Genomic DNA, 22,963 nt, shown 5'->3' with positions numbered 1-22,963 from the left:
CAGTATGAGCAGTGAGCATGACCAGCACGAAGCTTCGATGAAATTGCCAAGCCGCATGGAAATGTCACGCAGGCAGTTTTTGACGTACACGCTTGGTGGAGCTACAGCCTACATGGCCGCCGGTGCAATACTCCCTATGGTCCGTTTTGCGGTGGACCCAATTTTGCAGCACAAGGGAGAAGGCACCTCTGTCAAAGTAGCGGAAATCAGCAAAATTACGAATGAACCTCAAGAATTTACGTTTGAATTGAAACAGCAAGACGGATGGTATTTAAGCAATGCTTCGTTAATCGCCTGGATCAGGAAAGATGAGCAAGGCAAAATCTATGCGCTTTCACCCATTTGTAAACATTTGGGCTGCACCGTAGGTTGGAACAGTGATAAGCAGTATCCCGATGAATATCATTGTCCGTGCCATGGCGCGCATTATGACAAAGAAGGTAAGAATCTTGCCGTAGCCCCGAAGCCGCTTGATGAGTATGTGGTTAAGGAAGATCAGGGTTGGGTTTATCTGGGCGACATTGTTCCGAACACCCGAGTCAAATAGGAGGCGTGAACGCAGATGTTTAAAAATGTCTATGACTGGATTGACGAGCGTCTAGATATCACGCCAATTTGGAGGGACGTTGCGGATCATGAAGTTCCAGAGCACGTAAACCCGGCTCATCACTTTTCCGCATTCGTGTACTGCTTTGGTGGATTGACGTTCTTTATTACTGTTATTCAGATTTTGTCAGGGATGTTCCTGACCATGTATTATGTGCCTGATATTATTAATGCTTACGCCAGTGTCGAGTATTTGCAGACCAAAGTAGCCTTCGGCCAAATTGTACGCGGGATGCACCATTGGGGAGCCAGTTTGGTTATCGTTATGATGTTCTTACATACGATGCGTGTATTCTTTACCGGCTCTTACAAAGCACCACGCGAGATGAACTGGGTTGTCGGCATGCTGATCTTTTTTGTCATGCTGGGTCTCGGGCTTACCGGGTACCTGTTGCCTTGGGATAACAAAGCGTACTTTGCAACCAAGGTTACTCTGGAGATTGCGAATACGGTTCCTTGGCTGGGACCGATCATTAAGGAATTCCTGCAAGGCGGAACTATTGTAGGTGCACAGACGTTAACACGGTTCTTTGCCCTGCACGTCTTCTTCCTTCCGGCTGTGCTTCTGGTGCTTCTGGTCGGTCACTTTATTATGATCCGCAGACAGGGCATTTCGGGACCACTATAATCTGAGAAGGGAGGAATCGACATGGCTCACGGACACAAGTCAGATGACCAGGAAAAGATTATCTTCGTTGGGGACTCACGCGTCCGTAAAGGAGCGGGGTTTATAACTCCACCGGATTACACGGCGTATCCCGGCAAATCAGAGGCTTTTATTCCTAACTTCTTGCTGAAGGAATGGATGGTTGGTGTCGTTGTACTGGTTGGTATTCTGGTATTAACGATTTCGGAACCTGCACCACTGGGCTATCCGGCCAATCCAAGTGCATCGGTTATCCCGATGCCGGACTGGTACTTCCTTTTTCTGTATCAGTATTTGAAATACCCATATGCCTCAGGTGATTATGTCCTGCTCGGGGTACTTGGAGTCAGCGGAGTTGCTTTCGGCGCTTTGTTACTTGCCCCTTTCTTGGATACAGGCAAGGAGCGGCGTTTCTACAAACGTCCGATTGCATCATCACTTATGATTCTATCGGTGATGTCCGTTTTCTACCTGACGAATGTTGCGTGGACACACTACGAGCATGAGTTGGAAGCAAGCGGCCAGAAGCCGGAACATATTCAGCGTGAAGAAGAAGCGCGTGAGAAACACGCGCAGGGTCTTCCTACCTCAAATGCGCCAGGTCAAAAAGAAGAAGTGGCGATCGTCGAGAAGGATGACCCTGCAATGGAAACCTTCAAAAAGGCCGGATGTATCGGATGTCATGCGGCTGATATGAAGGGAGCGGGTGGACCTTCGCTTCGGGGTGTGGGCGACAAACACAGCCAGGAAGAGATCCTGACGATTATCAAAGAAGGATATAACAGCATGCCTGCTCAGTATGACAACGCCATAGCTCAAGGGCTGACAGATGATGATATCAATCACTTGGCGGAATGGCTTGCGAAACAAAAGGCAGAACAGTAAAATTGAAATAAGCAATGAAACCTGATCGTTTATGCGGTCAGGTTTTTTTGAGGCGTTTTACGCAACACCTTCTTTGAAACGCAGAACACAAATGATGGAAGGGGTAGAGCATGTGGCTTTATCGTACTTTTGGAGCCGGGAATTTCTAACGAACCGTTATTTCCTGTGGCTTCTTTTTTGGTGTAACGCATTAGGAACAGTATATGGATACATATGGTACGGGGATCAATTGGAGTATACGCTGGCACAGCAACCAATGTGGCAAATTGTGTTTGTGCCGGACAGTCCAACAGCAAGCCTGTTTTTTACACTTTCCTTGTTGTGGATTTTGTACAAGCCCAAATCGATGCTTATGAATCGGATTGGACATGTCATACAGGCGCTTGCTGTGGTTACTTCGGTAAAATACGGCGTTTGGGCAGTTTCCATCATTTTTGCAGGCTGGATGCAGGGAGGCGCACAGAACTGGCAGGATTGGATGTTAATTGCGTCGCATAGCGCCATGGCTATTGAGGCTCTGCTGTATGTGAGGTTCTTTGGGTTCCGTTGGGGCGCCTTGGTGATCGCTGCCTTGTGGACACTGCTAAATGATACAATGGATTATACATATGACATCTTCCCTTGGCTGCCTGCATCGCTGATGGACCATCTGGATGGTGTACGCAATTTCACTGTTGGACTGACGCTAGTGAGTATTCTCTGTGCGTGGCTTGCCTTGAGACAGGCCAAACGGACCTGATTTCATAATCTAAGCTTGTTCTAAGGGGACCTTCCCTGCCATACATTGATGGTGGGAGGGATGTCCATGAAGAGAACGTTCAGGATCAAAACTGGATTTATGGTGGTGTCGTTCATGACTCTGCTGTTCTGGACGAACTTGTCATACAGCGTATCAGCGGAAAGTACAGGTACGAACGGAAATACAGATCAGCAAGTCTCTGTCCAAAATTCAATAGAGCAATTAAATGAAGAAGCGGCTCTGCTGTATCGTCATGCCTTGGACAATGATATCGAAGAGGTTAGAGGTAGTATTTTGCGAATCAGTAAAGGGCTGGAGCATATCTCCTTTGCGGGTCAGACGACAGTAGAAGGCATTCATGCCCTATCTGAGACTATTGTTGAAGTGAAAGAAGCTGCAGTTAGAGTAAAAAATGATGATGCTTCCCTCCAGCAGGCCTCGGCCAAACTTCGACTTGCGGCAGACAGTCTCGCCAACCCGGCCAAACCTTTATGGCTCCAATATTATAAAATCGTTAAAAATGATATCGATGCGCTGTCAACCGCAGCAGATCAGCAGTTAAGTACGGCGATCATAGCAAGCCGCTACGCCTTGCTGGAGGAGCATTATGAGACCATTCGGCCTGCGGCGATGATCCGCCGTGAACCTTACGAGATCGCCCAGCTGGACGCCTGGTTGTCTCATACCAAAGGTCTGAGTGAGGCCAAGCGAACTGACATTGCCCAATTGAAGAGTATGTTAACCCATGGTGAAGAGTTGGTGAATCAGTTGTTTGGTCGGGAAAAGGACGAAAGTGCCTTCGTACCGTTTGTTCAGGGGCCTAATCGTAGGGCAGCTGGAATGCTCATTACTTCCATAATCATAGCAGCGCTAAGTTATGCAGGTTACCGTAAATATCGGGCACAGCAGCAAGGCATTTTTCCTTTTCGGCGTTAAGATGTTTATGCATCACGACATGACAAAGACCTCTGTCTACAAGAAAGGCCGAACTGTGGCTCTTCTCTTGGGGAAAGAGGTTTCTTTTTGTACAAATAAAAGTCAGCTTTCCTTGAACCCTTCTCCGTGTACATCATGGACATCGCTAATAATAACAAAAGCTCTAGGGTCAACCGAACGCACAATGGTCTGCAAACGTCTGAATTCCTGCCTGGAGATGACACAGTAAGCAACATGTTTGGCTTGCTTCGAATACGCACCAATGGCGGGAATGAGCGTTACACCGCGGTCCATATCACGGGTAATTAAATCTGCAATTTCGGGTGCATGATCACTGATGATCATAAATGCGCGGGCCGAATAGGCTCCTTCCTGAATGAAGTCAATCACTTTCGAGGCTATGAATACAGCTACAAGGGTGTACAGTATTTTTTCTTTGGGAATGTAGACGAGGGAAATACCGATAATGATGAAATCGATACCTAAGAGTACACGTCCCATGCTCCAGCCATATTTTCGATTAAGAATGCGGGCAATGATGTCAGAGCCACCTGTCGTTCCACCCCAGCGAAATACGATTCCAAGTCCTGCCCCCAGTGTAACACCGGCGTAAAGTGCAGCAAGTAAAAGGTCATTCTCGGTATGCAGCGGTTCAATCCAGCCGAGATGAATCATTTTTTCAAATAACCAGAGGAACAGAGTAAGTGCTCCAATACCAACGCCTGTATAAATCATCTGTCTGCCGCCCAAAATCTTGAGCCCTACCAGAAAAAGCGGAATGTTAACAACCAAGGTTGTAAGCGAAGGAGAGATGTTGAAGGCATAATTCAACAGGACTGTAATCCCGGTTACGCCACCTTCCATGAGCTGATTGGGGATAATGAAGTACAGAAGTCCAAAGGCATATAATGCCGTACCCAATAGGATGGGGAGAATCAATTTGAATTGAACCCAGGTTTTGGATGTGCTCATAAGTTCCCTCTCCATTTTACAAATTAGAATGAGAAAGCAATCATTCCCATCTTAGTATACCTGTTTATCGATTCTTTAAAAATGATTTGTCTTTTATGATGGTGGAAGTGAATCTAAATAACTGATATATTAGGTAACAAATACGACACAATTTCAAAAGGAGAATCCGTTCTCATGGAGAAAAGCATTGCAGAAATGCAGCGTGAGGTTGATCTGTATATTTCTCAGTTCAAAGAAGGATACTTCAGCCCGCTGGCCATGCTCGCCCGTATGTCTGAAGAAGTGGGGGAGCTTGCAAGGGAAGTGAATCACGAATTCGGTGAAAAACCGAAAAAATCTTCCGAAGCAGACAATTCCATTGAGCTTGAGCTTGGGGATATTTTATTTATCACGATTTGTTTTGCTAACTCTCTCGGGATCGATCTGGCAGAGGCGCACGACAAAGTCATGCATAAATTTAACACACGCGATGCAAATCGGTGGACGCCAAAAAACACCGATTAGGCGTAGATTACATATGCTGTACCATCACCTCAATGGGGAGGGACAGCTTGATGATGACACCGGAAGAGTATATGCAGCATGCTTACCGCTGTATTTTGCAAAATGATTTTGAGCAGGCAATTCGTTGGTTTGAATCTGCCATTATTGCTCACCCGGAACAGGCGGAGCTTTATTATCGTTGTTCCATTACACATGCCCGCAGTCAACACTTGGGTCCAGCGCTTGAGTATGCGCGCAAGGCTGTTGAGCTTTCACAGGGGATCGAGGAGTATGTTTTGCATTTGCAGACCCTGGAAGCCAAACAGTTAAGCATTCAGGCCAAGTCGCTGCTTGAACAAGTCGGGAATGAAACGCATGAACGGTATGTGGAGGCAGCCGGTCTACTGAAACAGGCAGTTAAACTTGACCCGTTATATGTGGAAGCGCATCTTATGCTTGCTCTTGCGTACATCGACCTAAATGAGTTCGATCTTGCAGCCCGGTCCGTTCATGACGCATTGTTGCTGGACCCGCAGAATGAGCAACTGCATCTATTGTTACAGGAAATTAAGCAGCGTATGAAATCCATTCAATAAGAGTCTATTTCATTAAGGGATGGAGCTCGGTTGAGATGGGTTCAACCAAACGAACCAACATTAGTGAGGAGATGCAGCCAAAATGAGTGAAGTAATAAGAGTTGCCGTAATCGGAGCGGCCGGCCGGATGGGCCGTGAAGTAGTAAAACTGGTGCTTCAGGATCCTGAACTGGAGCTCGCCGCAGCGGTCAACCGCTCCGGAGTAGGTACGGATGCCGGAACACTTGTCGGTCTGCCTGAATGTGGGGTGCTTTTGACCGATGATATCGAGATGGCTTTTACAGAGACGAAACCACAGGTTATGGTGGACTTCACAGTCCCTCAATATGCTTTCGCTCATACAGAGATTGCGATTCGTCATGGAGTTAGACCTGTAATGGGTGTTACCGGCTTTACGCCGGAGCAGATTGAACAGCTGGACAAGCAGTGTCAGGACAAAGGCATTGGAGGGTTAATCGCCCCGAATTTCTCGATCGGTGCTATTCTGATGATGAGATTTGCCGCACAGGCTGCCAAACATATGCCGAACGTGGAAATCATCGAATATCACGGTGATCAGAAGCTGGATGCTCCTTCAGGTACAGCAATCAAAACAGCCGAGTTGATAGCGGCAAACCGCGAGGAGATTCGTCAGGGCAATCCGAATGAAGAAGAGACGATTGAAGGATCGCGTGGCGGATATTATAACGGATTCCGAATTCATAGTGTACGGTTGCCTGGTGTATTCGCTCAGCAGGAAGTGGTATTTGGAGACTTTGGCCAATCCCTCAAAATTCGTCATGACTCCTATGAGCGTGCGGGTTATATGCCTGGTGTTAAGATTGGTGTACAGAAAGTTATGGAATATACAGGACTTATCTACGGATTTGATCACTTTATCGACTAAAAGAGGTAGTTCAAAAAGTTTTTTGAACACACACTAAAAGGAGATTGTCATGTTGAAAATTGCATTTATTGCCCATGATCGCAAAAAAGAAGAGATGGTTAACTTCGTGACAGCTTACGAAAATGTATTTACAGGCCATCAGCTATACTCGACAGGTACAACAGGTCTTCGCATTATGGAAGGAACCTCATTACAGATCCATCGGTTTGAATCGGGTCCGCTGGGCGGGGATCAACAAATCGGAGCCTTGGTTGCGCAAAATGAGATGGATTTGATTATTTTTCTTCGCGATCCATTAATGGCACAGCCGCATGAACCAGATATTAACGCTTTGCTGCGTCTGTGTGATGTACAGGGGATACCGCTTGCTACCAATATTGCAACGGCAGAGATACTCGTTAAAGCGCTCGATCGCGGTGATTTTGGCTGGAGAGAGCTTGTACATAAATACAAGCCTGAGGGTGGATTGAATTCAGGTGATGCTCAATGAGTCTGGATATTCTCATATTTGGTGCACACGCCGATGATGCAGAGATTGGGATGGCAGGAACGATTGCCAAGCATACTGCAGCTGGACTGAAAGTAGGCGTGTGTGATCTGACCCGGGCAGAGATGTCTTCCAACGGGACGGTAGAGCGCAGAGCCGAGGAAGCGGAGCAAGCCTCCAGCGTCCTCGGTCTTTCGTGTCGAAGCAATCTCGGTTTGCCTGATCGGGGACTGTATATGACTCCTGAACACATCGAAGCTGTGACTGCCGAGATACGGCGTCATGCCCCTCGAATCGTGTTTGCGCCTTATTGGGAGGATCGTCACCCGGATCATGTAATGTGCAGCAAGCTGGTGCAGGAGGCTGTCTTTAATGCCAAGCTTAGAAACTATAAGCCGGACATGCCCGCAGTTCAGGTGAAAGAATTGTATTTTTACTTCATTAACGATATCGGACCAACGGATTTGATTGTGGATATTACGGAACACTATGAGCAGAAGGAAAATTCATTGCTCAGTTATCGTTCCCAGTTCGAATTGGGAGAAGGCGCAGTTGCCACTCCATTGACTCAAGGATATATTGAACGTGTAAAAGCCCGGGATTCTTTGCTCGGACAGCGTAGCCTTATTCCATTTGCAGAAGGATTCGCTAGTATTACACCATATGTAGTTCATCAATTTGGCCAAGCTGCCAAGTCATAAAACGATTGAACTTGCTCGTATAAATCATTTATCAATTGCAATTCCGTTGCATTACATCAACCTGCACATGCGGGAGATTAAAGGAGCGTCCACCGGATGGATCAAAAGCTAAAAATTGGTATAACCTGTTATCCGTCCCTCGGAGGGTCTGGCGTTGTCGCAACGGAGCTGGGCAAATTGCTTGCCGAACAGGGTCACCAGGTTCATTTTATTGCCAATAGTATCCCGTTTAGACTGGGTAAATTTCAGAAAAATATTTTCTATCATGAAGTTGAGGTCAACGATTACTACGTCTTCCGTTATCCACCGTATGACCTGTCATTGGCCACGAAAATGGCGCAAGTAGCCAAAGCACAGCAACTGGATCTGCTGCATGTACATTATGCAGTGCCACATGCGGTGTGTGCCTTCTTGGCAAAACAAATGGTGGGTGAGGATTTAAAGGTGGTCACAACGTTACACGGAACAGATATTACCGTACTGGCGCAGGATGAGTCGTTGAAGGATTTGATTCGACTTGCCATCAACGAGAGTGATGCGGTTACGGCCGTTTCCCAGGATTTGATTCGTGAAACGGTTGAATTGCTGGATATAAGACGTCCAATTGATCTGACCTATAACTTTATTGATAAACGAATTTATTATCCGCGTGACGCCGCAAGTCTGCGTAGAGACTTCGCAGCACCTCACGAAAAAATACTGATGCATATCTCCAACTTCCGTCCTGTGAAGAGAACACAGGATGTGGTAGAAGTGTTCCGTCAAGTACAGGAGCAAGTACCTGCCAAACTGTTATTTGTTGGAGAAGGACCGGATCTGCCGAAAATTCAATGGAAGATTAATGAGTTTGGACTGAATGACAAGGTTCATTTCCTGGGTAAGCAGGATGATATTGCTCAAGTCATTTCGATGGCTGATGTGCTTATGCTGCCGTCGGAGAAAGAAAGTTTCGGACTGGTGGCACTTGAAGCTATGGCTTGCGGTGTGCCTACCATTGGATCACAGGCCGGTGGTATCCCGGAACTGGTATTGCACGGCAAAACCGGATTTTTGTCTCCAATCGGCGACACGCAATCAATGGCGGAGAATACGATTCGTTTGTTGACAGACGACCGTTTGACAGCGGATTTCAGAGAAGCGTGCTTGAGACGGGCACACCATGATTTCTGCAATGATGCCATTCGGCATGAATATGAACAAATATACTACCGGGTACTGGGACGTGAGGTTCCGAATCTGAAGCCGATTTGTGGCTGATTGTCAGATCAGGGTGTTCCATCTTGGAAATAGTTCTGTGTAAGCCACACCAAGCAACACGTAGTTATGGGGTGAGATGAAGTGGTTCAATGGACACAGGTAGATCATGAAATGGCCAGACAAAGTGAACAGGTACTGCGAACATTAAATGAAAAAGGGCATGAAGCTTATTGGGTCGGTGGTTGTGTACGTGATGAACTGCTGGAACGCAGCGTGGATGATATGGATATCACCACGTCCGCTTCCCCTGAGCAAGTCATGGAACTGTTCGCCGATTGCATTCCTACAGGCCTCCAGCATGGAACGGTTACTGTTCGTTCAGGAGGCTTCTACTTTGAAGTTACAACCTTCCGCACCGAATCTGAATATAAGGATAATCGAAGACCCGCTGCCGTTCAATATGTGCAGGATGTCAAAGAAGATTTGCAGCGGCGTGACTTCACTATGAATGCTCTCGCTATGGATCGAGACGGCAATATCGTTGATCCTTTTGGCGGGCAATCGGATATTCAGGATGGGCGGGTCAGATGTGTGGGATCGGCAGCAGAGCGCTTTGGTGAAGATGCACTGCGGATGCTTCGCTGTGTTCGTTTTGCTTCGGTATTTAATTTCAAAATTGCCTACAACACCTGGAAGGGGCTAGTTCGACAAAAGGATCTGCTCCAACATATCGCCATGGAAAGAGTACGTACCGAAATGGTGAAAATGATGGCAGGACCCCATCCGCTGCGCGGTCTGGAATTGCTGTTTCGCAGCCAGGCGCTGGAGCATGTGAAAGCACCGATCCATATGGAACGATTCAATAAATCCCTCATGTGCAATATGGAACAATTGAAGGAAGAAAACGTTTTATTGCGCTGGTCCATGATGCTGTTTGCAGGCCATTATACCCGAGATGAAGCAGATGCTTTGCTTCGAAAATGGACGTTTTCTAATGACGATCGTTCCCGCATTAGTGGAGTTCTCCAGGTCGAACAGTTAATTCAGACTGTCGTACAGGAGCTGAGGGATGAAGAGACACTACGATCAGAATGGATCGTGACTGTGCTAGCTTGCGGACGTCAGGCAACAGAGGACTGGCTCATCGTTCAACGACTGTTTCCAGCAGGTTGGCGAGATCAAGAGGTTCTGCACGAAGAACAGATCGACATAATACAATCCCGAGGTGCTGCATGGAGTCAATCTATGAAAGTGCATGAACTGAAAGATCTGCAAATTACAGGTGAGAACGTTCTGCAGCTGCTTGGACGTAAGGGTGGACCATGGCTGGGACAATTGATGAAACATCTCTTAAGAGAGACTGCGATCGGAAATATAGCGAATCAGCATGACATGCTGACCAACGAAGTAAAGCGGGTGGCTGCAGATGACAAAGCATGAGGAACTGTTACATATGTTACTGAATGCCGAAGGAGAGTTTGTGTCTGGTGAGGAGATCAGTCGCAACCTTTCCATTAGCCGTACGGCCGTGTGGAAGCACGTAAACAAACTGCGCGATATGGGTTATGAGTTTGAAGCAGTATCTCGCAAAGGGTATCGCTTGGTGACGAAACCGGACAGTATCGATGCTACAGCGCTTCAGCTGGCTCTGGAAACGACGGTGTTTGGTCGGAAGGCGATCATTCTGAATTCCACGTTGTCTACCCAAGGTGATGTTCAGCACATGGCTGAGCAGGGGCAGGGCGAAGGGGCAGTGGTTCTGGCAGAAGAACAGACGGGTGGACGAGGTCGCTTTGGACGTAAATGGTACTCCCCACCTGGACGAGGCATCTGGATGAGTGTTCTAATGCGTCCGGAGCTTGCACTGCAAAATACACCACAGCTTACGTTATTAACGGGTGTGGCGGTGTGTCGTGCCATTCGGTCATATACAGGTGCTGATGCCGGGATTAAATGGCCTAATGATCTTTTAATTGATGGTCGCAAGGTATGCGGGATTCTGCTTGAATCGACTGTTGAAGACCACGAATTACGCTACTGTATCGCAGGCATAGGCGTAGATGTGAACTTTGATCCTAAGGATTATCCTGAGGATCTGAGTTCAATCGCAACTTCACTTAAGATGGAAACGGGACAAACCGTAGACCGAACCAAACTTGCAGCGGCCATTCTCTCAGAATTGGAGCGTTTGTATTTTTTGTATCAAAAGGAAGGGTTCGATGTGATCTCTTCGCTCTGGGAAGCTTTGTCCGTATCCATGAATCGTGAAATTAAGGTGGCTAATCCACAGGGGATCATCGAAGGTACAGCCATAGGCCTTGATTCTTCTGGCGCATTGATTTTGGAGAAGAAAAACGGTGAGCGTGTATCGGTTTACTCTGGTGAAGTTTCATTGGTAAATTAAACAATTTGTCGAATTTACACCGTTAAAATGAACATAAGACGTGAACTTTGGGCAGAACTTTGGTATACTGTGTTCGTGAGGCGATATCGGCTAATGCAGACCGAATTGCACTCCGGCAGTAGTATGCTTTGTTCTGCTTCAAAATGTTGCAGTGACAAGGCAGCAATGGTAATAAAGTGAGTTGTTGGATTCTGCTCTGAGCCGAAGAGGACCGAGACAGAAGGGACGATCGCAAGTGACTCTTTTTTGACTTTTCGGGACTTTTTAGTGGAAACTAAAAGGTTTTTTTGTTGTTTTTAAATTGAAAAGATGAGAGGAGCCATGACGAAAATGGCAAACAAAGCAGCGTTGAATATTGTGAAAATGAAAAAATATAAACAGGACGGCGTGCCGCTTAGCATGATTACAGCTTACGATTATCCGACAGCCCAATTGGCCGAGGAAGCAGGTATCGATCTGATTCTGGTGGGTGATTCACTGGGAAATGTGGTACTGGGTTTTAACTCAACCTTGCCTGTTACGATTGACGATATGGTGTACCATACACGTTCTGTGGTACGTGGAGCGGGAAATACGTTTATCGTTGCTGATATGCCCTTCATGACGTATCATGGCAGCCTGGATGAGACGCTCAAAGGTGTTCGTCGCCTGATGCAGGAGGGGCATGCACAAGCAGTCAAGATGGAGGGCGGTCTCGAAATCGCGGATACGGTAAAAGCGGTTGTGCAAGCCGGTGTACCTGTACTTGGACATATCGGACTTACACCACAATCCGTGAATCAAATTGGCGGTTATCGTATTCAGGGCAAGGATGCTGCAGATGCCAAACGGCTGATGGACGAAGCCAAGGCGCTTGAAGCAGCCGGAGCTTTCGGCATTGTACTCGAGCTGGTTACGGAAGAAGTGGCTAGAGCAATTTCGGAAGAACTGTCTATTCCTACGATTGGTATTGGTGCAGGTAGAGGGTGTGATGGTCAGGTACTGGTATTCCATGATGTGGTTCAGTATGCTTCCCCATACACGCCAAAACGCTTTGTCAAATCGTATGGAGACGTAGGTACATTAATTCGTAATAGCATTGAGTCCTATGTAAAAGAAGTCAAAGAGCGCTCATTCCCGGCAGAAGAGCATGTATTTACCGCCGCTGACGGCGTTCTGGATCAACTGTATGGACATCGCAAAGAAAAGGTGGAGACGAACGCATGAAAGTGATACGGACAATCGCAGAATTAAGACAAGAACTGAGCTTGAAACGTCAGTCGATTCAGTCCAGAGAGTCCGTTGTAGGACTTGTGCCTACGATGGGATTTCTTCATGATGGCCATGCAAGCTTGATGCAAGCCGCCAAACAACAGAGTGATATCGTGGTTTTGAGCATATTCGTAAATCCCATTCAATTTGGTCCGAATGAAGACTTTGACAGTTACCCTAGAGATGAAGCCAGAGATGTGGAAACAGCACGAGCAAAAGGGGTGGATATCGTATTTATTCCCTCTGTTGAAGAGATGTATCCACAGCCTACACAAACGACCGTATCGGTTTCTCGTTTAACAGATCGATTGTGCGGTGCTTCTCGTCCAGGGCATTTTGACGGAGTGACTACGGTCGTGTCGAAGCTGTTTAACATTGTACAACCGCAGCGTGCATTTTTTGGCATGAAGGACGCACAGCAGGTAGCTGTGATCCAGCAGATGGTTAACGATTTGAACATGGCAGTTGAGATTGTACCTTGTCCTATCGTTCGTGAAAGTGATGGATTGGCGCTTAGTTCGCGCAACGTGTACCTCAGTACAGAACAGCGTCAGGAAGCTCTCGTTCTGTCCAAGGCGTTACGTGAGGCACAGGAAGCTGTAGATGCGGGGACGGCGTTGACGGCAGCGGATATCCGCGGCATATTGCGTCAGAACATTGAACGTTCACCAATGGCTGTGATTGATTATGCTGAAATTCAGGCTTTTCCAAGTCTGGAGCCACTTGCGGATCAGGAAAAAGTTCATGGTCGTGACGATTTGTTGATCGCACTTGCAGTAAAATTCGGCAAAACAAGATTGATTGACAATATAAGGCTGCAAAAATCGGAGGTACTGTCCCATGTTTAGAACACTAATGAAATCCAAAATTCACCGGGCAACCGTTACGGAAGCAAACCTCAACTATGTGGGTAGCATTACCATTGATGAAGATCTAATGGAAACTTCAGATCTGATGGAAAATGAGAAAGTGCAAATTGTGAATAACAACAATGGCGCACGTCTGGAAACCTATGTCATTCCAGGTCCACGGGGAAGTGGAGTAATCTGCTTGAATGGAGCAGCGGCCCGTCTGGTACAGCCTGGGGATACCGTCATTATCATTTCCTATGCGATGATGTCTCAAGAAGAGGCAAATAATCACAAGCCTACCGTTGTATTTGTGGATGGACAGAATAAACCTGTGCAAACGATGAAGCAAGAAGTTCATGCGACGATTATGTAATCGACTGGTAAGGGGAATGAAATCGCCCCATTCTACAAAAAATGAGTACAGGTCACTGCACTAATCCATTTTTTCAAGGGTGGGGATGCATCGATGTTCCAGCATGTTTTCGCAGAAATGAACGACATGTTAGATGAAATTATCAAGCGCTACCCTTCTGCTGAAGGCCTAAACAAACAGGAATTGCTGCAAAAGTGGAATTTGCTGAAGCGGATGAGTGACGGGATGATTGATGAGTGGCTGATGTTTGAAGAAAAAATGAGCCAGGTAAGGGAAAGGGAGCTGGATAAGCCCGCTTCCCTCGAACCTGAACAGGAAGCTGTTACCGCTCTGCCGGAACTGCATCTGGAGTGTTTCAGTCGCGGTCAGGGATATTTCAAACTGCAAATGTATCCGCAGGCGATTATGCAATTTTCCAGGGTTGTGACCGACTATCCAGAAAGTGCATTAACTCGTTTTTACCTGGCTCTCGCTCATCTTAACCTGGAACAAACCGAGGAAGCAGGAATACACTTGCAGCGGATCATGCACCTGAACGGTTCGCCGAGATTGAAGGGGCTGGTGTGTAACGTCCTGGGCTGTATCGAGGCCAAGCTTGCGAACCCTGAAGGTGCATGTTCACTATTTGCTCAGGCGCTTCAGTATGACCCCACGTTGACCGAACCGCTGTATAACATGGAAGCCTGTCGTTTAAACAGCGGAAAATTGCAATATGCAAATCAGCTGACTGCCTTAAATTAAGGGCTATTCGGCGGCTAAAAGACGGTGTTCCCTCCTCTGGCATAGCGGCGGGGACACCGCCTTTTTTGTCAGTTAATTTTCAAATGCCCTTTTTTTTGCTATGCTGTAACATAGACTGGAATGGAAGGGACCGTACATTGCAATGAAATTTGCCGTATTGGATTTCGAAACAACCGGCACGCAGTCCGACGGTGAGATAATACAGGCCGGACTTGCCATCATAGATCATGACTACAGCATAACTCAAATATATAGTTCTTATGTGAACCCAGGTGTACCGATTCCTCCGTTTATTACGGGGTTAACCGGTATTACTGATGAAGATGTGGCGGATGCTCCCTCATTGGAAGAGATGATGATGGAGATGGTTCCGCTGCTGGACGATGTTGTACTTGTTGGACACAACGTTGCTTTTGATTTTCATTTTCTTCAAAATGCACTCGATCGCTGTGGTTACTTGCCATTTACCGGAAGGATTCTGGATACGATTGATTTCCTGAAGATTTCGTTCCCGTCACTGGGCTCTTATCAACTCGGTTATGTGTCTTCAGAATTCGGATTTCAGCACGACCGCCCTCATCAGGCAGACAGTGATGCTCTTGCGACAGCTTTTGTATTACTGAAGTGTCTCGATGAGCTGCGTGCATTGCCTCTCATCACGATTCAGCGCCTCAGTGACCTGTTTGCGCCAGAAGACAGTGACTTGGGTTGGTTTTTCGACGGATTGCGTACAGAGAAAGAATCAGAGCCGATTCAGGATCTGGATGGTCATACGTATTACCGTCAGCTCGCCCTGAACGTGAGTGACTGGACCGATATAGGCTCACCACGCGATGAGCGACAGGGTAACCCGCTGGAAGGCGTAAGCTTTGAACAGTTTATGGATCAGGTTAGAGATAACCTGAAGGAGACATTGGACCATTATGAGGAGCGTGAGGCGCAAACTCAGATGTTCAGCAGTGTACGACAAGCTTTGGATGAAGAGAAACATCTATTGATCGAAGCTGGAACGGGTACAGGTAAATCACTTGGTTATTTGTTGCCTGCCATCTATGAAAGTGTGAAACAGGAACAGAAAGTCATGGTCAGCACACATACCATCAACCTGCAGGAGCAATTGAGAGAACGGGATATACCTATGCTGACCCAAGTGGTTCCGTTCCCGTTCAAGGCAGCGGTGTTCAAAGGACGGGGGCATTATCTGTGTCTTCGCAAATTTGAGCATAAAATCAATAAACGTGAATTTGCTACACCGAAAGAGGATTATTTTACAGCAGCTCAGATGATTGTCTGGCTTACCCAGACGGAGTCTGGAGACGATGAGGAGCTTAATCTAAGCGGGCGCGGAGGAGACTTCTGGGAGACGGTACAGAGTGAGTCCGAATCCTGTCTTGGACGTTCCTGTCCTTGGTTCCGCAAATGTTTCTATCACCGGGCCAAACATGAAGCCGGGCTGTCCGATATCGTGATTACGAATCATTCGAAATTGTTTACAGATGTCAAAGCAGCACATCAGCTGCTGCCAGCCTACGAAAGTCTTGTCATCGATGAAGCACATCATCTGGAGGATGTAGCCGGTAAACATCTTGGTCTTCATATGAAATATTTCACGTTGGTTCATACACTGACCCGATTGTTTAAAGATAGCCGTAATGGCCAACTGCCTATGCTTCGTTCTCAATTGTCGGGTCATGAAAATTCGGTACAGTGGGGCTCCATGATTGATCAGATGTTCCCGCTTGCCGTCGAAGTTAAAGAAATGTGGGATCGACTAAGCGATACCTTGTTTGGCCTGCTGCCTGAACGCAGCGATGCTTCTCCTGGCGAGACAGGACAATTCTCTCTTCGACTGAAGCCTTCGCAAAAACCAGCCAAATGGCAGGAATTGCAGGATGCTGAGAACCAAATCTATGTCACTCTAGGGGATTTGATTCGTAAAGGCGACAAGCTGCTGCTTGAAGTAAAAGAAGATCAGGACGATTATCAGTCCGATAGTCTGATTACGGATATCTCAGGGCTTCTAAAGGATTTGGCGACGATCAAAGATAATCTGCGTTTCTTCATGCGCATGGATGATGCCAATACCGTGTACTGGATGGAGGCCAGCGGCCAGTTCCGCAGTAAATCACTGCAACTTTATGCTGTTCCTGTCGATGTCAGTGCACAATTGAAGGATATGTTCTTTGATAAAAAGAAAAGCGTTGTGCTCACATCGGCTACGCTCTCCGTTGACAAGTCATTTCAATTCATGATCGAACAGCTGGGCTTGCAGGAAGCTGCCGAGAATAACCGTCTGTTAACGTCCATGCTGCCGTCACCGTTCAATTATCGCGAACAGGCTCTGCTCGTCATTCCGCGTGATTTCCCAAGCGTGAAGGGCAGCGTAGGCGATGCCCACTTTGTGGATATGCTCGTGCACTCTCTCGCGGAAACGGCTATCGCGACTCGTGGACGCATGATGGTGTTGTTCACCTCCTACCGTATGCTGCGTCAGGTCTATGACCCGCTCAAGGAGGCCTTGTCAGGCAATGATATATCTTTGCTGGGGCAAGGGGTGGACAGCGGCAGCCGTTCCAAGCTTACACGCCGCTTCCAGGATGCAAAAGCGACGGTTCTTCTTGGCACAAGCAGCTTCTGGGAAGGGGTGGACATACCCGGAGAGGCTCTGACCTGTCTTGCGATTGTCAGATTGCCATTCCAGCCCCCGAATCATCCATTGGTCGAAGCGAAGAGCGAGCTTTTGCAACAGCAGAAGAAAAACCCGTTTATGAAGCTGTCCGTGCCACAAGCTGTCATCCGCTTCAAACAGGGATTTGGCAGACTGGTTCGTACAGGCAAAGACAGAGGCATTGTAATTGTATACGATACACGCGTTATTGAAGCGTATTATGGCAAGTACTTTTTATACTCATTACCTGGTCCCAAAATGGAGCACATGCTCACTGAGCAGATGGTTCCACGCATTTCGGAATGGCTCGAGAGACCAACCGATGAACAGCAATAAAATAACAGCTATAATCTGTAGCTAGCATGATTGCATGCCGTCATGGATTGGCGGTAAAATTGAGTAACCTCATTCATTCGTTTCATGGATATACGAGTAAAGTGAGTTAAGCAATTATCCATTCTATAACAAGGAGCACCCTGTTTAATTCAGTAATCATTTTTGCATCGTTTTAGACAGGGTGCTCCTCTTTTCATCTATCTATCGTGGCCTTGGTAAGGGGGAGCATTGAATGAAATCAGATAAAATTTCGGAAGCCGTGGTGCGTAGATTGCCTGTTTACTTGCGTTATTTGAATGAACTGCATCAGCGCGAAGTCAATACGGTTTCTTCACAAGAACTTGGACTGAGGCTGGATTTGAATCCTGCCCAAATTCGTAAAGACTTGGCTTACTTCGGTGACTTTGGTCGTAAAGGGATCGGGTATGACGTTTCATATCTCATCGAGAAAATCCGCCATATTTTAAAAATAGACCAGCAGATCAATGTGGCTCTTGTCGGAGCAGGTAATTTGGGACATGCTTTGTCCAACTATAATGCCTATCTCAAAGACAACATGAAAATAGTTGCTGTATTTGATGCCTACGGTCCGAAGATTGGGAGTCAAATCAACAGTCTGACGGTGCAGCCGATGAATGAATTAACGGATGCGGTCAAAAAGGATAATATTCGGATAGGCATTATCACGGTTCCCGATACGGAGGCCCAAAATGTCGCGGATCAGCTAATTGAGTCAGGAATTGAAGCAATTCTTAATTTTGCGCCAACCATCCTGAAGACTCCGCCGCATATTCGCATTCACCATGCCGATTTTACGACAGATCTGCTTAGTCTTGCTTATTATTTGGAAAATGGAAAGGACGACGAGGAAGATGACGACAAATAGATGGGTCATTCACAACGGCAAATTTGCCGTGAGTGAGGGCACGGATTGGAAAGTAGTCAAAGGTTACATGGTCATAGAGAATGACAAGATTGTGCATATTGGTGAGACGTTGCCGGAAGGAGACGAAAACCTGACAAAGGTGGACGGAAAAGGACTGCTCTTCTTGCCGGGTCTGATCAATACGCATGGTCATGCAGCGATGTCGCTTCTGAGAGGTCATGGTGATGATCTGGCGTTACAAGTATGGTTGCAGGAGAAAATGTGGCCAATGGAAGCCAAAATGACGTCTGAAGACGTATATTGGGGCACGTCGCTATCCGTGCTTGAAATGTTGAAGGGCGGAACAACGGCGTTTCTGGATATGTATGATCATATGGATCAGGTGGCGAAAGTGGTGGAACAATCCGGCGTTCGGGCTGCTCTGGCACGTGGAGTAATCGGTCTTTGCTCAGAAGAAGAACAACAGCGCAAACTGGAAGATTCCGCAGCATTTGCCCGTCAATGGAATGGACAAGCAGATGGAAGAATTACAACTGTAATCTCTCCACACGCACCTTACACTTGCCCTCCGGATTACATAGAGAAGCTGGTACAGGTAGCTCATGACCTGAATCTGCCTTTGCATACGCATATGTCTGAGACGCTTCGTGAAGTGGAGCAGAACGTGGCTGATTACGGACTGCGTCCGGTTGAACATCTGGAGAAATTGGGCTTCTTCTCCCGTCCATCTCTGGTTGCGCATGCAGTGCATCTGAATGATGAAGAGATCGAGATTCTCGCACGGCATGATGTAGCCGTTTCCCACAATCCAGGCAGTAACCTGAAACTAGCTTCGGGTGTTGCGCGTGTACCTGATCTGCTGAAAGCAGGCGTGACAGTGTCCCTGGGAACAGACGGTCCGGCAAGTAACAATAACCTGGATATGTTTGAAGAGATGAGACTGGCTGCATTGATTCATAAAGGGGTATCCGGTGACCCTACGGCAGTTCCAGCAGGGGAAGCGCTGCTGCTCGGAACTTCGTACGGTGCCAAATCCATTTTCCTGAATAATACAGGTGCTCTGCAATCAGGCATGAAGGCCGACTTCATCGCGCTGAACATCGAACAAGCCCATTTCTATCCGCATACGGATCTAATTTCCCATACGATCTACTCGGCATCGGCCAAAGATGTGGAGCATGTGTGGGTAGATGGTAAACAAGTGGTTAAACATGGGGAGTGTCTTACAATGGATGAAGAGCGTATTCTGCGTGAGTCTCAACTGGCATTTGACAGTCTGCTTGCCCGTTAATTACAAGGACAGCAGCGTCATAGGGAAAGGAAGTTCGGCTTTTGAAGAAAAAAAAGAAGTGGATATGGATTTCGCTGCTGCTCCTGGTTCTGATTCTGTTTGGACTTCAGCGTTATTATATCTATGTTACCCAGGATCAGCGCAAGGAAGAGGCATTGGCCATACAGGCAGCCCAGGAACAGCTGGGGATTACGTCACACGAAGACCTGCGTAAGTATGTTTGGGGGCAAAAAGACGGTGGAGACAACATATACTGGACCCTGATTGGCAAAGATAAGGATAACCAGGATGTCTTGGTGTGGATTAAGTTCGATGAGAACAACAAACCTGTGACGGGGACCAATGCGGTGCACGGTGAACTGTTGAAGAACGGCATGTCTGAAGCTCAGATTCGAAATCGGTTCAGCTCAGAAGTTCCAGGTGGAGAGATCAAACGAATTATGCCAGGTGTTGTGAATGGAATCTATGTATGGCAAGTGTATTATAACGATGATACTCATAACTATTATCGGTTTTACCGCTTTAGTAACGGGGAACAGGTAGATCTGGTCTATACGATCCCGAATAGCTAGAATCAGCAAGCTTACTATCATTTGAAAAGAATACATTAAAGAACCGGCAGACGGAAACCCGACTGGACCGGTTCTTTGACGTGCTTTCCTGATCATTTTGGATTTGAATAGTTAAAATTATTAATTTATTCATATTTTCGCCTTAGATATTGTATATACGATGTGATATACTCAAATATGTATTCAAGGATACATCATACACAAATAAATCCTGTCAGGCACATCACAGGATATTACATGCCTGTATTCATATTCTTGCCTACAAGCTACAAGATGGGCCAAAATTTAGGAGGGGTAACTCACTTGAAGATAAAAGTATTGCCTATTGCTCTGACTGCCGTCATTTCAGCCGTTGTGTTGTTTGGAGGTTGGTTTGTGTATCGTCATGTGGCTTTGCAAAGCCCAATTGAAAAGATGGTTACCCAGTACGATGGGGTCAATAATGTTCAATTAACTATTAACCGCAATGATGTACAATTGAAACTCGATTTGCAGCCGGATGTTGATCTGGGCAGGTTGGTACAATATATTCACAAAGAAGGACAGACCTTGATTGGTTCTCGTTCGTTGAAGCTGGATGTGGTGGATCATTCCAACGAAGCGTTGGAAAGCTGGTGGGGAAGCGCGATGTTTACCGTAGCTCAAGCGATGGAGAACAAGCAATACACCGAGATTACACCGACCTTGTCTAAAATGGCTACAAATGGGATCAAGGTAAACACAGCCATGGATGACAATAATGTTTATGTCAGTCTCAGAGATGGAGATGCCAGCAAGTTTATTATTCTGCCGCGTGTGCCCGGTCAGATAGGAGTGTGGCCTAATGCCTAAATGGACAAAAGAAATTGCCATTGGATTTGTACCCGTATTGATTATTTTTCTTGCTTTTATCGGTGTAAATATGATTCCCATTCTGATCGCAGCAGTGTTTGTGGGTGCTCTACTGTTCATGATGCAAATGCGCGGTGGAATTACGGTAGGAGCGGGCCAGGAACGCAAACGCAAGAAAAAAGGGCCTTCCAAGCTGACGTTTGAAGAAATTGGTGGTCAGGAGAGTGCGAAGCAGGAACTGCGGGAAGCGCTTGATTTTCTTATTCGACATGAGGAAATTCAGAAGTTTGGTATTCGTCCTTTGAAAGGTATCCTGCTTACTGGCCCTCCAGGGACAGGTAAAACCTTGATGGCCAAAGCTGCTGCACATTATACGGATTCTGTTTTTGTAGCTGCTTCAGGCAGTGAGTTTGTTGAGATGTATGTTGGTGTAGGTGCAGGCAGAATACGGGATTTGTTCCGTGATGCAAGAACACGTGCCGCTAAAGAAAATAAGGAAAATGCCATTATATTTATCGATGAAATTGATGTGATCGGTGGAAAACGGGAAGGCGGCCAACAGCGTGAATATGATCAGACGCTGAATCAGCTGTTGACAGAAATGGATGGCATATACTCTTCCGACACACCGCGCATACTCGTGATCGCTGCTACGAACCGAAAAGAAATGCTGGACAGCGCGTTGACACGACCAGGGCGCTTTGACCGTCATATTCAGGTAGACTTGCCCGATAAGAAAGGCAGAAAACACATACTGGAGCTGCATGCAGTCAATAAGCCTCTTATGGAAGGGGTCAGCCTTGAGAAGACAGCAGAAGAATCTTACGGATTCTCTGGGGCACAACTGGAAAGCGTGATGAACGAAGCTGCAATTTACGCGATGAGAGACGGCCTGCTCAACATTGAACAGCGTCATCTGTCCCTTGCGATTGACAAAGTAATGATGGGTGAGAAGACAGACCGCGAATCCAGCGTAGAAGAGAAGAAAAGAGTGGCTATTCATGAATTGGGACATGCCATCATGGCTGAGCTGGTTCGTCCTGGCAGCGTGAGTCAAGTTGCTCTCAGCCCTCGTGGACAGGCTCTGGGATATGTACGTCATAATCCGCAGCAAGAGCAATTTTTGTACACGAAGCGCTTCCTGGAAGAGCAGATCATGATTGCTCTCGGAGGTGCAGCAGCGGAGGAAATGTATTACGGTGGACGCAGTACAGGGTCACGTAATGACTTTGAACAAGCAACGAATGTGGTACAGACGATGATGGCTTCCGGGCTCACAACGTTGGGTATTGTTAACATGGATATGGTAACTACGGAAGAATTGATGCGGGAGAACAAACTGATCCTGCAAGATCTGATGGAACAGACCAAACGATTGCTTGAAGAACAGCGGACAATTTTCGACAATTCCCTCGACACACTCCTCAGGGAAGAAGTACTGTCTGGCGAACAATTTCGTTGTCAATTTCGTGACAGCGCCCTTCTACCGGCATAATTTATTTATGTCGGTTATTTTTTTTTACATTTCACTCGTGCTAAGATATTATTATATGTTGGGTCGAAATTTGTAATTTTCGGCGAACAGGGTACAATAGAGAAATAGAGAACCGAAAGGATGGAGCAGA

At 46.8% G+C, this 22,963-nt stretch carries 24 protein-coding genes; 23 read left to right on the top strand and 1 reads right to left on the bottom strand.

Annotation, left to right across the window (positions count from 1 at the left end; all coding sequences use genetic code 11):
• Positions 1-4 precede the first annotated feature (4 nt).
• From MHB49_RS22080 to MHB49_RS22060, 5 genes are all read left to right on the top strand, one after another.
• Positions 5-547, top strand: a complete 543-nt coding sequence (locus tag MHB49_RS22080) for a ubiquinol-cytochrome c reductase iron-sulfur subunit (RefSeq protein ID WP_247898197.1) — start codon at positions 5-7, stop codon at positions 545-547.
• 15 nt (positions 548-562) lie between these two features.
• The gene (qcrB, locus tag MHB49_RS22075) at positions 563-1,234 is read left to right on the top strand and encodes a menaquinol-cytochrome c reductase cytochrome b subunit (RefSeq protein ID WP_017687726.1); all 672 of its coding nucleotides are present in this window, start codon (positions 563-565) and stop codon (positions 1,232-1,234) included.
• Between the two features lie 21 nt (positions 1,235-1,255).
• Positions 1,256-2,137, top strand: coding sequence for a menaquinol-cytochrome c reductase cytochrome b/c subunit (locus MHB49_RS22070; RefSeq protein WP_247898196.1), 882 nt, complete (start codon positions 1,256-1,258; stop codon positions 2,135-2,137).
• A 112-nt stretch (positions 2,138-2,249) separates the two neighbouring features.
• Positions 2,250-2,876, top strand: a complete 627-nt coding sequence (locus MHB49_RS22065) for a DUF1405 domain-containing protein (RefSeq protein ID WP_405157214.1) — start codon at positions 2,250-2,252, stop codon at positions 2,874-2,876.
• Between the two features lie 66 nt (positions 2,877-2,942).
• Positions 2,943-3,812: a sporulation protein YpjB gene (locus tag MHB49_RS22060; RefSeq protein WP_405153017.1), complete on the top strand. Its 870-nt coding sequence runs from the start codon at positions 2,943-2,945 to the stop codon at positions 3,810-3,812.
• Between the two features lie 102 nt (positions 3,813-3,914).
• Here the strand turns inward: MHB49_RS22060 and MHB49_RS22055 are convergent, their stop codons facing one another.
• Positions 3,915-4,784: a YitT family protein gene (locus MHB49_RS22055; RefSeq protein ID WP_247898194.1), complete on the bottom strand. Its 870-nt coding sequence runs from the start codon at positions 4,782-4,784 to the stop codon at positions 3,915-3,917.
• A 174-nt stretch (positions 4,785-4,958) separates the two neighbouring features.
• On the opposite strand from MHB49_RS22055, the gene MHB49_RS22050 reads away from it, so the two are divergent.
• The 18 genes from MHB49_RS22050 (at position 4,959) to MHB49_RS21965 (ending at position 22,833) form a co-directional block, all read left to right on the top strand.
• Positions 4,959-5,288, top strand: a complete 330-nt coding sequence (locus MHB49_RS22050) for a nucleotide pyrophosphohydrolase (protein WP_024630636.1) — start codon at positions 4,959-4,961, stop codon at positions 5,286-5,288.
• Between the two features lie 50 nt (positions 5,289-5,338).
• Positions 5,339-5,863, top strand: coding sequence for a tetratricopeptide repeat protein (locus MHB49_RS22045; RefSeq protein WP_247898193.1), 525 nt, complete (start codon positions 5,339-5,341; stop codon positions 5,861-5,863).
• A gap of 82 nt (positions 5,864-5,945) precedes the next feature.
• Positions 5,946-6,749, top strand: coding sequence for a 4-hydroxy-tetrahydrodipicolinate reductase (gene dapB / locus MHB49_RS22040; RefSeq protein ID WP_247898192.1), 804 nt, complete (start codon positions 5,946-5,948; stop codon positions 6,747-6,749).
• A 49-nt stretch (positions 6,750-6,798) separates the two neighbouring features.
• Entirely contained in the window at positions 6,799-7,239 is a 441-nt protein-coding gene (gene mgsA, locus MHB49_RS22035; protein ID WP_247898191.1) for a methylglyoxal synthase, read from the top strand.
• Positions 7,236-7,937: a bacillithiol biosynthesis deacetylase BshB1 gene (gene bshB1, locus MHB49_RS22030; RefSeq protein ID WP_405153016.1), complete on the top strand. Its 702-nt coding sequence runs from the start codon at positions 7,236-7,238 to the stop codon at positions 7,935-7,937. Before mgsA ends, bshB1 begins: the two co-directional genes overlap by 4 nt.
• A 96-nt stretch (positions 7,938-8,033) precedes the next feature.
• The gene (gene bshA, locus MHB49_RS22025; RefSeq protein ID WP_405153015.1) at positions 8,034-9,194 is read left to right on the top strand and encodes an N-acetyl-alpha-D-glucosaminyl L-malate synthase BshA; all 1,161 of its coding nucleotides are present in this window, start codon (positions 8,034-8,036) and stop codon (positions 9,192-9,194) included.
• Between the two features lie 81 nt (positions 9,195-9,275).
• Positions 9,276-10,574: a CCA tRNA nucleotidyltransferase gene (locus MHB49_RS22020; RefSeq protein WP_405153014.1), complete on the top strand. Its 1,299-nt coding sequence runs from the start codon at positions 9,276-9,278 to the stop codon at positions 10,572-10,574.
• Complete coding sequence (locus MHB49_RS22015) at positions 10,561-11,538, top strand: biotin--[acetyl-CoA-carboxylase] ligase (RefSeq protein ID WP_405153013.1); 978 nt, start codon at positions 10,561-10,563, stop codon at positions 11,536-11,538. Before MHB49_RS22020 ends, MHB49_RS22015 begins: the two co-directional genes overlap by 14 nt.
• Before the next feature lie 330 nt (positions 11,539-11,868).
• Entirely contained in the window at positions 11,869-12,744 is an 876-nt protein-coding gene (panB, locus tag MHB49_RS22010; RefSeq protein WP_405153012.1) for a 3-methyl-2-oxobutanoate hydroxymethyltransferase, read from the top strand.
• Positions 12,741-13,637, top strand: a complete 897-nt coding sequence (gene panC / locus MHB49_RS22005; protein WP_090900518.1) for a pantoate--beta-alanine ligase — start codon at positions 12,741-12,743, stop codon at positions 13,635-13,637. The genes panB and panC overlap by 4 nt, the downstream gene beginning before the upstream one ends.
• Entirely contained in the window at positions 13,630-14,013 is a 384-nt protein-coding gene (gene panD / locus MHB49_RS22000) for an aspartate 1-decarboxylase (protein ID WP_062327492.1), read from the top strand. Before panC ends, panD begins: the two co-directional genes overlap by 8 nt.
• Before the next feature lie 117 nt (positions 14,014-14,130).
• Positions 14,131-14,754: a tetratricopeptide repeat protein gene (locus tag MHB49_RS21995; protein ID WP_405153011.1), complete on the top strand. Its 624-nt coding sequence runs from the start codon at positions 14,131-14,133 to the stop codon at positions 14,752-14,754.
• A gap of 142 nt (positions 14,755-14,896) precedes the next feature.
• Positions 14,897-17,758 carry an ATP-dependent DNA helicase DinG gene (gene dinG / locus MHB49_RS21990; RefSeq protein ID WP_405153010.1) on the top strand — a complete coding sequence of 954 codons (2,862 nt, stop codon included), beginning with the start codon at positions 14,897-14,899 and terminating at the stop codon, positions 17,756-17,758.
• A 232-nt stretch (positions 17,759-17,990) separates the two neighbouring features.
• On the top strand, positions 17,991-18,644 hold the full coding sequence (locus MHB49_RS21985) for a redox-sensing transcriptional repressor Rex (protein WP_247898182.1): 654 nt from the start codon (positions 17,991-17,993) through the stop codon (positions 18,642-18,644).
• Positions 18,631-19,935: an amidohydrolase gene (locus tag MHB49_RS21980; protein WP_405153009.1), complete on the top strand. Its 1,305-nt coding sequence runs from the start codon at positions 18,631-18,633 to the stop codon at positions 19,933-19,935. Before MHB49_RS21985 ends, MHB49_RS21980 begins: the two co-directional genes overlap by 14 nt.
• Before the next feature lie 41 nt (positions 19,936-19,976).
• Positions 19,977-20,507, top strand: a complete 531-nt coding sequence (locus MHB49_RS21975) for a DUF5590 domain-containing protein (RefSeq protein WP_405153008.1) — start codon at positions 19,977-19,979, stop codon at positions 20,505-20,507.
• Between the two features lie 303 nt (positions 20,508-20,810).
• Complete coding sequence (locus MHB49_RS21970) at positions 20,811-21,338, top strand: hypothetical protein (RefSeq protein ID WP_247898179.1); 528 nt, start codon at positions 20,811-20,813, stop codon at positions 21,336-21,338.
• On the top strand, positions 21,331-22,833 hold the full coding sequence (locus MHB49_RS21965) for an AAA family ATPase (RefSeq protein WP_247898178.1): 1,503 nt from the start codon (positions 21,331-21,333) through the stop codon (positions 22,831-22,833). The genes MHB49_RS21970 and MHB49_RS21965 overlap by 8 nt, the downstream gene beginning before the upstream one ends.
• The last annotated feature ends 130 nt before the right edge of the window (positions 22,834-22,963 follow it).

The sequence above is a fragment of the Paenibacillus sp. FSL K6-0108 genome (genome assembly GCF_045040695.1).
GTDB lineage: Bacteria > Bacillota > Bacilli > Paenibacillales > Paenibacillaceae > Paenibacillus > Paenibacillus pabuli_B.
This window is presented reverse-complemented; position numbering and strand designations above follow the sequence as displayed.